Source organism: Cytobacillus praedii (genome assembly GCF_001439605.1).
GTDB lineage: Bacteria > Bacillota > Bacilli > Bacillales > Cytobacillaceae > Cytobacillus > Cytobacillus praedii.
In genome coordinates, this window is record NZ_LMBX01000006.1 from 36,097 (window position 1) to 49,443 (window position 13,347).

The following is a 13,347-nucleotide window of genomic DNA, read 5'->3' on the forward strand; positions in this document are numbered from 1 at the left end:
ATATAATATTGTAGCCAGTAAAGTCTAACTTTAGTAGAATAGATTTATAAAAAAGGGCATATAGGTGTAAATGTTTTACGTAAATAGGATAAAACGGTTACACTAGTAAATGAAAAGATATCTTTTCAATTCCGCTTTTTTTGTAAATTACTTATTTGGGAGGATGAAAACGATTATGGCTATTTCACTATCTAAGGGACAAAAAGTTGATTTAACAAAAACGAATCCAGGGTTATCAAAAGTAATTGTTGGTCTTGGGTGGGATACAAATAAATATGATGGAGGCCAAGACTTCGATCTAGACGCAAGTATTTTCTTACTAGATTCTTCAGGCAAATGCGCTTCCGATAAAGATTTCATTTTCTATAACCAGCTTGAAGGCGGCAATGGTTCTGTTGTACATACTGGTGATAATCGTACGGGTGAAGGGGACGGTGATGATGAGCAAGTTAAAGTGAATTTAAGTGCTGTTCCAGCTGCCATTGAAAAAATTTCTTTCGTTATTACCATTCACGATGCAGAGAACCGTGGGCAAAACTTCGGTCAAGTATCAAATGCCTTTGTTCGTATTGTAAATGAAGAAACTAACGAGGAAGTAATTCGCTACGATCTTGGAGAAGATTTCTCTATTGAGACTGCAGTTATTGTTGGTGAATTATACCGTCATTCTGGTGAATGGAAATTCTCAGCAGTTGGGTCAGGCTACCAAGGCGGCTTAGCTCGCATTGCTACTGACTTCGGCTTGCAGGTAGGATGATTTTTTTTCAAAAAATAGAAAAAGCCAGGTAGACTATACTCTATCTGGCTCATTCTTTAAAAAAGATATTATAGGGGAGGGTTTATGATGGGAATTCAATTATCAAAGGGACAACGAATTGACCTAACAAAAACAAATCCTGGATTAACAAAAGCAATTATCGGACTTGGCTGGGATACGAACAAGTATCAAGGCGGACATGATTTTGATTTAGACGCTTCCGCTTTTTTAGTGGATGCGAATAATAAATGTCAAAACGATCTAGATTTTATCTTTTATAATAATCTGCAGCATCCAAGTGGTGCTGTCATTCATACGGGTGATAACCGTACAGGAGAAGGAGACGGCGATGACGAGCAACTTGTCGTTGATTTCACAAAAATCCCCGCAAATGTTCATCGTATTGGAATTACTGTGACCATTCACGATGCAGACCAGCGGATGCAAAACTTTGGACAAGTATCAAATGCTTTCGTACGTTTAGTCGATGATTCGAATAACCAGGAATTGCTGCGTTTTGATTTAGGGGAAGATTTCTCAATCGAAACGGCAGTTGTTGTCTGTGAATTATACCGTCATGGCAGTGATTGGAAGTTCAATGCCATTGGCAGCGGTTTTTCCGGCGGACTTGCATCACTTTGCCGAAATTATGGTCTGCAAGTATAGCTGCAAATTTCTTCGTTACTACTAAGCCCTTTTCAAATATTTATTGAAAGGGCTTTTTTTCATTCTTAATTGTACTATTAGCAGGAGGATAAACCATAAACTTTTAAAAAGAGGGGAAAAAGAGGGGTGAGAGCATGGCAGTTCATGTCGTGAAAACGGGTGATTCCATTTGGTCAATTGCACAGAGCTATCAGGTACCCATCTCATCAATATTTGAAGCTAATCAGTTAAACCAAACTGGAACAATCATACCTGGTTTAGCTCTTTATATACCAAACAACAGTTTACCTGTAAGGTCTCAGATTGTCACCCAAGGAGATACAATTAGCCAGTTAGCAGCCAAGTTTCAAACTACAATTAATTTGATTCTTATGGCAAATCCTGGAATTAATCCATATCAGTTAAGAATTGGACAAAAACTTAATATACCTTCTCCGCTAAAATTAGTTATGGAAACGCTTGGTTTTATTGTTCCGTATTCACCGAAATCATTCCTGCCAGTCCTAAATCAAATAGCTAATAATCTCACCTATTTATCAATTGTCTCCTATTCATTAACAGATGAAGGGTTCGCATATATCCTGTTGGATGATTCAGAACTCATTACCGAAAGCAAAAGATTAAATGTCATTCCTCTTCTAATGATTAGAAATTTCGTTAATGACGAATTTAGTCCGGAACTCATTGGCAGAGTGCTTGAAAACCCGCGCTATCGGCAAAATTTAATTAATAGTTTAATGAGTTTTATATTGCAGAAAGGGTATGGAGGAGTGAGCATAGATTTTGAATTTATTCCTCCGCAAAGAAGGCTCGATTTTAACCTATTTCTTATAGAATTGAAAGGGGCGTTAGGCTCTCTCATCCTCCATGTAAATGTCCATGCGAAAACAGAAGATATTCCTACAAATCGAATCATCGGCGCGTACGATTATGAAGCTATAGGGAGAGCAGCAGATATTGTTGCAGTCATGACGATCGATTATGGCTATCCAACAGGACCGCCTAATCCCGTTTCACCTTTATGGTGGATGGAACAGGTTATCCGTTATGCTACTGCATTAATTAATCCTCAAAAGCTGCAAATGGCCTTGCCTCTATATGGCTATGATTGGCGACTGTCCGATAACAAAACAAGTGCACACTCCTTACTAGGGGCGCAAAATTTATCGATTTCAACTGGGGCAGTCATTTATTATAATCCTCAAGCCGCAACACCATCTTTTACTTATTGGACTGGAGCGGAAGAACACATCGTCTGGTTCGACGATATTCGAAGCTTTCAAGAAAAATATAAGCTTATCGATCAATATGGCCTTTTAGGAACAACCTATTGGCAATTAAGCCTTGAATTTCCACAAAACTGGTTTTTTATGGATCAAAACTATATAGTTACCTAGGACGTTGTTTATTTTTAATCGATAGTTTCTAATTCGTCTTCAAAATAAAACATACTGGGATTTTCTTTAATGGTGTATGAATATCTTTTCATATTTGCAATATAACTAGATTTATTTATCGTAACTTTTTCTCCTGTTGAAATTAAAATAACAACTTCATCCGCTTCGAATTTATTATTACGCTTCATGTCATACCTTCTTTCTAATTTATTTACAAAGATGAAAGGGTATAAAAAAAGACGCCAATAAGGCGTCTTTTTACGTATTGCGGCGATGACTGCACGCCACATCGTGCATTTCCTTTGAAGGACTGTCAATCGTCTTACGCAATTAGCTCATCGCAAATCTAATATAACATATAGAATAAATAATATCAACCAACATGTTACGACATTTCTTTACACTGCAAATGAATACTTTATGAAACCTTTTGAGCTCATTTTCGTTTATTATAAAGATATAACTTTGAAAAGGAATTAGTAGGGAGATACGATGAAAAAAATTCAACCCATTTGGGAAGCAATTAGACGGTTTTGGCGTAATAAGCACCTAACTAAAATATTGCTGCTCATTTTACTTACACTATTATTATTAACCATTCTCTTTTTTGCCTTTATAGCCGCTACAGCGAATGTAGAAACATTAAAAGAAGGACTAAAGCAATCTACAGTGATCTATGATAAAAATGAAGAAGTGGCCAGCCATTTAGCCACTAATCGGTCAGAGGGCATTTCGATAGAGGAATTGCCAGATTATGTTAAGAACTCGATCGTAGCTATTGAGGATGAACGTTTTTATGAACATAATGGCTTCGATGTAAAGGGGATTGCAAGAGCATTTTTTAAAAATCTCTTTGCTGGAAGAATCACTGGCGGAGGGAGCACAATCACACAGCAGTTAACTAAAAATGCTTTGCTCTCCTCTGAAAAAACCTATAAACGTAAAATCGAGGAGCTCTTTCTAGCTGTCGAAATAGAAAAGAACTATAAAAAAGATGAAATATTGCAGATGTATATGAACCAAGTTTATTTTGGAAGTGGAGCTTGGGGCATTGGTCAGGCTTCGAATAAATATTTCAACAAAAATGCTAAAGACTTAACAGTAAGTGAAGCAGCATTACTTGCAGGATTATTGCAATCACCTTCCGGCAGGGATCCTTTTAAGTATTATGACCGTGCAATCGAGCGCAGAAATGTCGTCTTAGGAAAAATGAAGGAACACAAAATGATTAATGACAGCGAATATAAGAAAGCAATTTCTGAAAAAATTGAGTTAGAGGAAGGGCACGGCAGCTTCATTGAAAGAAAGTATCCTTATTATGTTGATGCCGTCCTTGATGAAGCCATTAATCAATATGGTCTAACACAAGAAGAAATTTTCACAAGAGGGTATCGAATTTACACAGAAATGGATCAGGATCTTCAATCCAATCTGGAAAAAGTATATGAAAGGGATTCACTATTCCCAAGAGGAAAAGGCGGTGTTCTCGTTCAAAGTGGTGCTGTATTATTAGATCCCCAGTCAGGCGGAGTAAGAGGGCTTGTTGGCGGCAGAGGGGATTATGTATTCCGCGGCTTTAACAGAGCTACCCATATTAAGGCTCAGCCAGGATCAACAATGAAACCTCTTGCAGTATACACACCAGCACTAGAAGAAGGCTACAAGGCAACATCCATCTTAAAGGATGAGCCAATGAACTTTGGTGACTACAGACCTGAGAACTCATCAAAACAATATGGTGGAGATGTTCCGATGTATAAAGCTATTGAGGATTCCTTAAACATCCCAGCTGTATGGCTGCTTGATCAAATTGGTCTGGATAAAGGACTGGATGCATTAAAGCGTTTTGGCATTCCACTTGAAGAGGAAGATGAATATTTAGGAATTGCTTTAGGAGGAATGCATAAAGGAATTTCGCCAATGAAGCTGGCAGAAGCGTACTCTACCTTCCCTAATGAAGGGAGGCGTCATGACGCTCACCTAATCACTAAAATTGTTGGACCGACTGGCAATATCATTGCTGAAAGAAAGAAAAAAACAGTTAAAGTCACATCAAAAACAGTGTCCAAGCAAATGAACTCTATGCTTCTTAATGTTGTAGAATCAGGGACAGGAGAAGCAACGAAAATTAATGGCGTTCAAATTGCCGGAAAAACAGGAACAACTCAGCTTCCGTACAAGGATATAAATGGGACAAAAGATCAATGGTTTGTTGGATATACTCCAAATATCGTTGGAGCGGTTTGGCTAGGTTATGATCAAACAGATCGTGAACATTATTTATCTAGCAGTACGACGAAAACGGTCGTCCCTTTATTTAGAGAAATCATCGAGAACTCGCTTCCATATATCGAGAAAGAGAACTTCTCAACAAAATCTGTAAATGAGAAACTAGCTCAACAGGAAGAACAAAAGGAAGTCCAGCAAACGATTAAGGAATCTGCAGAAAAAATTAAAGAAGAGCTGCCAAAATGGAAGGAAAAGCTAATGGATGTAGTGGATGAGCTCGACCAATTTGGCGATTTCCTTAAAGATAAATGGAACAATACTTTTAATAATTAAAAAAAGGAGAATAGCAGTCCTTAAAAAAGGACACTATTCTCCTTTTATTTTACTAAAGTGTTATAATAGGTTTAGTACGCTAGCGAGTTGAAAGCAATCGCTATTTTCGAACTATCAAAGTGCTAGCAAAATAATATCATTATGATAGATTGCTTATACAGGAGGGTTTTTCATAGTTATGAGTGAAGCTAAACGTATTCAATTAAATGTACGTATTGCAAATGAAACGTCTAAAATGCTTGATGAAATTGTCGAATATTATCAGCAAAATACCAAGCTTGGCAGGATTTATAAAGGTGATGTGCTGACTGATATTATTGAAAAATCTTACGAAGTGATGAAAAAACAGCAGAATGCAAATAAGAAATTTTAAATTTCAGCATTTGATTGCATATTTAAAAAACATCATTGTCAAAATAGTTAGAATTATATACTATTCAATTTAGGATGGTGATATAATGCGAACAAAAACAAATAGAGAAACAAAGAATTTAGATCATTTGAAGTTTGGATTGACAACTTTATTTTTGCATGTATCATTTTACTGTTTAATCGTATTTATCTTACTTTTTTTTATGGAGTTATTCAGTTAATTCAAATTCTGATGCTATTACTTTTAATTGAAGGGTAAATAATGTTATTATTAAGGCTGAACTTAATAGTAGGAGATGATTACTCATGGCAAAAAAAGGATACATACTTATGCAAGGCGGAGAAAAAATTGAATTTGAACTATACCCGGACGTAGCTCCAGGAACTGTAGCCAACTTTGAAAAGTTAGCGAATGAAGGCTTCTATAATGGACTTACTTTTCACCGTGTAATTCCTGGTTTTGTTAGCCAAGGAGGCTGCCCAGATGGAACAGGTACAGGTGGACCTGGCTACACAATTAATTGTGAAACAGAAGGAAACCCACATAAGCATGAAGTAGGATCATTATCAATGGCACATGCTGGAAGAAATACTGGCGGAAGCCAATTCTTTATCGTGCATGAGCCTCAGCCACATTTAAATGGCGTTCATACAGTGTTTGGAAAAGTTACTTCTGGAATCGATATTGTAAAAGCTATGACTAACGGAGTCGTAATGGAGAAGGTCGAAGTTACAGAAGCATAATAGGAAAAGAAAAAGAGCCAACTTTTTTGGCTCTTTTTCTTTTCACGTGTTTTTTCAACGAATAGATCCCATACTAAATAAAAAAAGGAGTCGTACTTATGGGAGCTATCGAAAGAAATGGGTATCGTTTTGAGACAGAGTTCAGTGTTATAGAAAAGAATGGGGCCATACATGTAACCAAAAATGGCAAATTCATTGAAGAGGTTCATTTTGATTTTACTGGTGAATTTCCTGAGCATAATCAAATCGAAGAACTTGTCAATCATTATTGCTTTCAACACGGGATATAAATTCGAAAGCTTTAAAGAGCCTATTCTTATAGGCTCTTTTTCATTAAATGACTAGACATGTTCATGCTTTTTTTGTATTCTCCATAATAAGAATAGGAAAAGAAGAGGTGTCTTTATTGAACCCCATTAAGGATCATTTAAAGGAAAACCTTGACCTTTTATTTGTTGGCTTTAATCCGAGCATTCGGTCTGCAGAAACGGGTCATCATTTTGCAAATCCAAATAATCGCTTTTGGAAGATTCTCCATGAATCAGGTCTTACAGAAAATAAATTAGCAGCAGAAGAAGATTATAAATTATTAGACCTAGGATATGGATTAACGAATATTGTTTCTAGACCTACAAAGGCGGCTGATGAAATTACGAAGGAAGAATATCAAAAGGGCAGAGAAGAGCTGATAAAGAAAATCAGCCTTCTTAAACCGAAAATTGTTTGCTATGTAGGAAAAGGGGTATATCAGGAATTTAGTGGGAAGAAAACACTCCCATGGGGAAAACAGGAGCAATCAGTGATTCCAGGTACCATTGATTTTGTGGCACCTTCATCAAGTGGACTAGTACGAATGAAAATGAATGATGTTGTAGCTATATATATAAAAATTCCTCAGTTATTAGGCGAATTAAAAAATGTGGAAAACGAAACGAACTGGGAAGAGGAGCCAGACATTTGGAAACTTTTACGGAAAAGGCAGTCATAATCATTAAAAATATTCCTAAAGGAAGGGTAATGACTTACGGACAGATTGCCAAATTAGCCGGCAGCTCGAGAGGAGCCAGGCAGGTAGTCAGAATTCTTCATTCTATGAGCAAAAAACATCGATTGCCTTGGCATCGAGTGGTCAATAGTAAAGGTGAAATTGGTTTAAAGGATGACGAACATTATTCTATTCAAAGACTTTCTCTTGAAAGTGAGGGAGTGGAATTTTTCAATAACGGAAGAATAGACCTATCAAAATTTCAATTTTCTCCTGAACTAGAAGAATAACACTCATTTTATAACCTGAAATGTACTTTTTATTAGATACATTTCAGGTTATTTTACATTAAAGTTTACGATATTCTATTTACATATTCCTCTACCATATCAGAAGTTACGTATTTCCTGACGGGAACGACTCCTTGCTTAGAAATCTCATTCATCAGGGATGTTACTTTATTAATTTTATCCGTTGAAAATGCTATGCCTTGTTTACAATTTGTAATGGCTTCTTCAATATAAGCCTCTCGTTTTTGATCTAACTCCAAAAAGGCAGTAATCATTTTATTTTGATTATTTACGTGCGCGGATATTGCTTTATGTACACTCATTTTTTCACCCCTCAATTACAAATATAAATTATCATACCAATTAATTTTATTATCGTTAAGCTCGAAATGGTTTTTTTACCATCCTTTTGGCTATACTGAATAATTACTTATTTCATTTAAAGGGCTGGTTAAATTGAGAAAAATGCTTATTCTTTCTATAAGTACCCTATTCATCTTGGCTATTTGTTCTCTTATTCATTCTAAACGACCTCATGTACAAGCAACCAGAGAAGGCATTGGACTAGAACAGCAACTAAATAAGCTCATTGATTCTGAATCTGACTTAAAAGGGGCATTATCCGGCATTAGCATACGAAATGCGGCAACTGGTGAAATTCTATATTCGCGAATGGGTGACACACGTTTAAAACCTGCTTCAAATTTAAAGCTTTTCACCGCAGCCGCTGCTTTATCTGTATTAGGAGCAGATTATACTTTTTCGACTGAAGTACTAACTGATGGAGAGGTTAAAAAGAAATTACTTGACGGGAACCTATATGTAAAAGGAAAAGGCGATCCTACATTATTAAAGGCAGATTTTGACCAAATGGCAATGGATCTAAAAACTTTAGGGATCAATAGAATAAAAGGCAATCTCATTGGAGATGACACATGGTATGATGATATACGCCATTCAAGAGATATGAATTGGAGTGACGAAACCTATTATTATGGAGCTCAAATTTCAGCATTAACTGCCTCACCTGACGAGGATTACGATGCGGGTACAATGATTGTTGAAGTAAAGCCCGGTGCAAATATAGGAAAAAAACCATCTATTGTTCTTCATCCGAGAACTAAGTATGTAGAAATTAACAATCAAGCCTCTACAGTGGAAGAAGATGGGGAGAACAAAATCACAATTAAACGTGTACATGGAAAAAATACAATTATCGTTGAAGGCACGATTCCGAAAAATGTGAAAAGCAAAAAAGAATGGGTTGCTGTCTGGGAGCCTACTCCCTATGCACTTGATTTATTCAAGCAATCATTAGAAGAGTGTGGGATTCATATAGAAGGAAGCGTAAAGATAGCATCAACACCTATGAATGCTCAAGTGTTGAAAAAGTATCAATCCCAGCCATTATCTGAACTGCTGCTGCCTTTTATGAAATTAAGCAATAATACAATTGGTGAAATCTTAGTTAAGGAAATGGGAAAAGTGGTAAAGGGTGAGGGAAGCTGGGATAAAGGACTGGAAGTTTTAACATCTGAATTAACCAAACTGGGCGTTAATACCGATACTATTGAATTAAGAGATGGTTCAGGCATCTCCCACATAAACTTAGTTCCACCAAATGAAATTACTAGCCTTCTTTTTTCTGTTCAGAAGGAAGCGTGGTTTGATCACTTTCTTTATTCTCTTCCAGTTAGCGGATCACCTGAAAGAATGATCGGGGGAACTCTAAGAAATAGAATGCTGAACTCTCCTGCTCAATGGCAGGTAAGAGCAAAAACCGGGACGATTGCTTCTGTTAGTTCATTATCCGGTTTTGTAGAAACAATGAGCGGGGAAAGACTTATATTTTCAATTATCCTAAACAATCTAATGAATGATGCAAAAGGAAAAATGATTGAGGATAAAATAGCTGTTATTTTTGCAGAGCAATAAATAAGTCCAGAATAAACTAAATGAAAATTTACGAATCAAAGTTGCTTTTTGGCTGTAACATATACGAACAATGGGGAACCGTCACAAAATGTGTTTTTAGTAACCGAACTACTATTGGATAATTAGATGACTATAACTATTTTACGTGGTACACCTTTACAATTCTTCACTTTTCTAGATGTTAGGCTAAATAAAAAGAAGCGGCGCATTAAGCATTTGCCGCTTCTTTTATTTGCTTATTAAGCCTTTGCTGCCTGAACATCTAAACTAATTTTCACTTTATCTCCAACTAAAACGCCGCCTGTTTCAAGAGCAGAGTTCCAAGTTAAGCCGTAGTCACTGCGTTTAACAGATCCTTCAACTGTAAATCCTGCTTTTTCATTTCCCCATGGATCTTTTCCTGACCCTTCATAAGTAACAGTAAACGTTTCAGATTTAGTTACACCATGAAGTGTCAAATCTCCAGTTAAATCATACTCATTGTCCCCATTGCTTTCAATTTTTGTTGCCTTGAAAGTCATAGATGGATGATTTTCCACATCAAAGAAATCAGCTGATCGAAGATGGTTGTCACGATCTTCATTTCGTGTATCAATGCTTGCTAGATCAACAGTAAATTCAATGTTTGCTGAAGTTAAATCTGTGGGATTCGCTTCGATCACCGCATCAAAATTATTAAAAGTTCCTTTCACGTTTGCAATCATCATATGCTTAATTGAAAAATCTACGCTGCTGTGTACTGGATCAATTGCCCATTTTGTGTTTGTCATTTTATTACGCCTCCAATTTCATTTGAATTCATTTCATTTGAATTCATTTTATTTTAATTCAAGATAATTTAATTCTAGATAAATTATAAGAAAGGTATAAGCTCTTTGTCAATAAATTATTTTATTTTTTCATAAAAGTCTATAACGTTCATGTTTCTGATTGGCTAGTGATACAATAAGGAGTAATAATTAGCGATCGAAGGGGATTCAGAGAATGACGCATCTGGAGATGACTTACCGTAATGCAATTGAACAGACAAAAAATAAAATAATAGAGGATATGAATAATTATTTTGGCAGCAAAAAAAATATCCCAACATTTGAAGACTATCTTGCTGACAGGGGACAATACCTTGAGCAAATTTGGACAAATGTCTGGCTGAATAAAGCAACGAATAATGTACCTAAGCAAGAAAAAATAACATTTTTGATGGAAAAAGGGTTTGAAACTGAAAATGTAAGCAGAAAGATCATTAATCATCTTTTCCGAACAGAAATACGGACATACAAAACTTTTGATACATACAATTGGGTAAATGAAAAATTCAACGACCAAATTGAACAATGGTCTGATCAATATCATAAGGCACGCGCTCATTTTCTCCAAAGAGAGGAGGAGGATAGGCTGCGTATTGAAATGGTAAGACTGCAGGATGAAATGGAACAAACAATTGAAAAAATAATTGATGCCAATGAAGGGGCATTATATTTATATATTAGGTATTTTACTGCAGAACAATTAGCATCTGATTTTAAACATAAACGAAAATTTGCTCCTGTTGACACGTTTGCTTTAGAAGAAAAACTAGTTGAAATTGGTGCGTTTAGTGAGACTTCATATCTTACAATTTCAACATTCTTTTACGAGCTGACTGGCGAAATTCATAAAACTCGCCATCACGGACGAGCTTATTTTGAATACGAAACCTATTATGATCGGTACGAAAGACTATATGCGGAATACTTGGCAGAAATTCTCCCGAAATTAGTTGTAGAACAAATGCCTGATTCGATTGCAAATGAGTATAGAAATACCTTTTCTGAAACAACTACAGCAGCTATGATCGAAAATATACTCGAATACGTATATGAACCGTTAGCAAATGAGCTGATTGAGAGCATTCAAGATGAATATGTCTCTGACTTGCTTATGCTTTCAACTATCCCTTTTGATTTGAATGAACATGAGAAGTTATATGAAGAGGCACTTGAAGATAGAGAACGGAAGTGGATAGAAGAGCAAGCAGAAATTGAGCGTAAAAAGGAAGAGGAAAAACGGATTCTAGATGATATCTTTGGTCAGGAATATCGCCCTGCTTTGGAACGAAATATACGCTACACCTTGCACATTGGGGAAACAAATACCGGGAAGACGCACCATGCATTAGAAAAAATGAAAGCCGCAAATACCGGTATGTATCTGGCGCCACTCCGTCTGCTGGCAATTGAGGTATATGAAAAGCTGAATGGAGAAGAGACTCCTTGTTCATTAAAAACTGGGGAGGAGGAAAAAATAATTTCCGGAGCAAATCATATTTCCTGTACAGTGGAAATGTTCCATGAAAAAGATTTCTATGATTGTATAGTCATTGATGAAGCCCAAATGCTAAATGACAAGGACAGGGGCTTCTCTTGGTACAAAGCTATTACGAAAGCTAATGCAAAGGAAGTACATATTATTGGCAGCTGGAGTGCTAAAGAGATGATCCTTCAGCTCCTTGGAGATGCAGAAATTGAAATATACGAATATACTCGTGACATACCCCTGGAAGTCGAAAAGAAAGAATTCAAGATTAATCAAGTGAAAAAAGGGGATGCACTTATTTGTTTTTCCAGAAAACGCGTCCTTGAAACAGCCTCAAGACTTGAAAATGCTAAGCATTCTGTCAGTATGATCTATGGAAGCATGCCTCCAGAAACAAGAAAAAAGCAAGTCCAACGTTTTATTAATGGTGAAACGTCGATTATCGTTTCTACGGATGCCATCGGGATGGGCTTAAACCTTCCCATTCGCCGAATTGTTTTCCTTGAGAATGAGAAGTTTGATGGGACAAGGAGACGTCTGCTAACATCACAAGAGGTGAAGCAAATTGCGGGTAGAGCTGGTCGAAAGGGTATCTATAATGTTGGAAAAGTTTCATTTGTTTCTGATATCAAAACAATGAAAAGGCTTCTTGACTCCGAGGATAAGCCTGTTCAAACCTTTTCTGTTGCTCCGACAAATGCTATTTTTGAAAGATTTCAGAAATACTACCGTGACCTTGGAACCTTTTTTGAACTTTGGGAGCAGTTTGACAGTCCAAATGGAACCAAGAAAGCTTCATTATCTGAAGAAAGGGAACTTTATAATCGAATCCATGGAACAGAAATCGAGGCAAGGCTCTCAATAACGGATCTTTATGGATTTTTACATCTTCCTTTTTCAAAAAAAGAACCTGATTTAATCTGGCAATGGGAACAAACGATGTATGCGATCTTAAATAATGCCGATCTTCCCGAGCCAAGGATTAAAAAACGAAATCTTGAGGAATTAGAGCTATCCTATAAAGCAATTGGCCTCCATCTCCTGTTTTTATACCGTTTGGATCAGCGAACCGAAGCTCTTTACTGGGAAAGGCTGAGGGAGGAAATTAGCGATCATGTTCATGAAAGATTGAGGACAGATGTGAAAAATATGGCAAAGAAATGCCGTCGATGTGGAAGAAAACTTCCATGGGAACATGAATTTCAAATTTGTGATGAATGCCATATGAACCAGTCAAGAAGAAGATACGGGGAATAACAAATACCCATAATTAATTTACCAGCGGCAGCCAATCTGACGTTGATTGGCTGCCGCTGGTGTTATTTTTTAAAAATTAGCCTAAGT

The 13,347-nt window shown here is 36.5% G+C and carries 14 protein-coding genes; 11 read left to right on the forward strand and 3 right to left on the reverse strand.

The window, feature by feature from the left end:
* Window positions 1–175 precede the first annotated feature (175 nt).
* The 3 genes from ASU02_RS08280 to ASU02_RS08290 all read left to right on the forward strand — a co-directional run bounded on the left by ASU02_RS08280 (window position 176) and on the right by ASU02_RS08290 (window position 2,820).
* Window positions 176–757 carry a TerD family protein gene (locus tag ASU02_RS08280; protein WP_057762917.1) on the forward strand — a complete coding sequence of 194 codons (582 nt, stop codon included), beginning with the start codon at window positions 176–178 and terminating at the stop codon, window positions 755–757.
* Between the two features lie 87 nt (window positions 758–844).
* Window positions 845–1,423, forward strand: coding sequence for a TerD family protein (locus ASU02_RS08285; RefSeq protein ID WP_057762919.1), 579 nt, complete (start codon window positions 845–847; stop codon window positions 1,421–1,423).
* Window positions 1,424–1,557: 134 nt separating this feature from the next.
* Window positions 1,558–2,820, forward strand: a complete 1,263-nt coding sequence (locus tag ASU02_RS08290) for a glycosyl hydrolase family 18 protein (protein WP_057762921.1) — start codon at window positions 1,558–1,560, stop codon at window positions 2,818–2,820.
* Window positions 2,821–2,834: 14 nt separating this feature from the next.
* Here ASU02_RS08290 and ASU02_RS26930 read toward each other — a convergent pair whose 3' ends face one another.
* Window positions 2,835–3,008: a hypothetical protein gene (locus ASU02_RS26930; protein ID WP_165571556.1), complete on the reverse strand. Its 174-nt coding sequence runs from the start codon at window positions 3,006–3,008 to the stop codon at window positions 2,835–2,837.
* A 304-nt stretch (window positions 3,009–3,312) separates the two neighbouring features.
* On the opposite strand from ASU02_RS26930, the gene ASU02_RS08300 reads away from it, so the two are divergent.
* From ASU02_RS08300 to ASU02_RS08325, 6 genes are all read left to right on the forward strand, one after another.
* Window positions 3,313–5,382 (forward strand): transglycosylase domain-containing protein, encoded by a 2,070-nt coding sequence (locus tag ASU02_RS08300; protein WP_057762925.1) that lies wholly within the window; start codon window positions 3,313–3,315, stop codon window positions 5,380–5,382.
* A gap of 178 nt (window positions 5,383–5,560) precedes the next feature.
* Window positions 5,561–5,755 carry a hypothetical protein gene (locus ASU02_RS08305; protein WP_057762927.1) on the forward strand — a complete coding sequence of 65 codons (195 nt, stop codon included), beginning with the start codon at window positions 5,561–5,563 and terminating at the stop codon, window positions 5,753–5,755.
* Window positions 5,756–6,060: 305 nt separating this feature from the next.
* The gene (locus tag ASU02_RS08310; RefSeq protein WP_057762929.1) at window positions 6,061–6,498 is read left to right on the forward strand and encodes a peptidylprolyl isomerase; all 438 of its coding nucleotides are present in this window, start codon (window positions 6,061–6,063) and stop codon (window positions 6,496–6,498) included.
* A gap of 98 nt (window positions 6,499–6,596) precedes the next feature.
* The gene (locus ASU02_RS08315) at window positions 6,597–6,788 is read left to right on the forward strand and encodes a YbxH family protein (RefSeq protein WP_057762931.1); all 192 of its coding nucleotides are present in this window, start codon (window positions 6,597–6,599) and stop codon (window positions 6,786–6,788) included.
* 116 nt (window positions 6,789–6,904) lie between these two features.
* Window positions 6,905–7,486 carry a G/U mismatch-specific DNA glycosylase gene (gene mug, locus ASU02_RS08320; RefSeq protein ID WP_082631740.1) on the forward strand — a complete coding sequence of 194 codons (582 nt, stop codon included), beginning with the start codon at window positions 6,905–6,907 and terminating at the stop codon, window positions 7,484–7,486.
* 29 nt (window positions 7,487–7,515) lie between these two features.
* Complete coding sequence (locus ASU02_RS08325) at window positions 7,516–7,773, forward strand: MGMT family protein (RefSeq protein WP_057763137.1); 258 nt, start codon at window positions 7,516–7,518, stop codon at window positions 7,771–7,773.
* A gap of 65 nt (window positions 7,774–7,838) precedes the next feature.
* Here the strand turns inward: ASU02_RS08325 and ASU02_RS08330 are convergent, their stop codons facing one another.
* On the reverse strand, window positions 7,839–8,096 hold the full coding sequence (locus ASU02_RS08330) for a YpbS family protein (protein WP_057762933.1): 258 nt from the start codon (window positions 8,094–8,096) through the stop codon (window positions 7,839–7,841).
* Window positions 8,097–8,229: 133 nt separating this feature from the next.
* On the opposite strand from ASU02_RS08330, the gene dacB reads away from it, so the two are divergent.
* Window positions 8,230–9,708: a D-alanyl-D-alanine carboxypeptidase/D-alanyl-D-alanine endopeptidase gene (dacB, locus tag ASU02_RS08335; protein ID WP_057762935.1), complete on the forward strand. Its 1,479-nt coding sequence runs from the start codon at window positions 8,230–8,232 to the stop codon at window positions 9,706–9,708.
* A 239-nt stretch (window positions 9,709–9,947) separates the two neighbouring features.
* Here the strand turns inward: dacB and ASU02_RS08340 are convergent, their stop codons facing one another.
* On the reverse strand, window positions 9,948–10,478 hold the full coding sequence (locus ASU02_RS08340) for a YceI family protein (RefSeq protein WP_057762937.1): 531 nt from the start codon (window positions 10,476–10,478) through the stop codon (window positions 9,948–9,950).
* A gap of 214 nt (window positions 10,479–10,692) precedes the next feature.
* On the opposite strand from ASU02_RS08340, the gene ASU02_RS08345 reads away from it, so the two are divergent.
* Window positions 10,693–13,260 carry a helicase-related protein gene (locus ASU02_RS08345; RefSeq protein WP_057762938.1) on the forward strand — a complete coding sequence of 856 codons (2,568 nt, stop codon included), beginning with the start codon at window positions 10,693–10,695 and terminating at the stop codon, window positions 13,258–13,260.
* Window positions 13,261–13,347 lie beyond the last annotated feature (87 nt).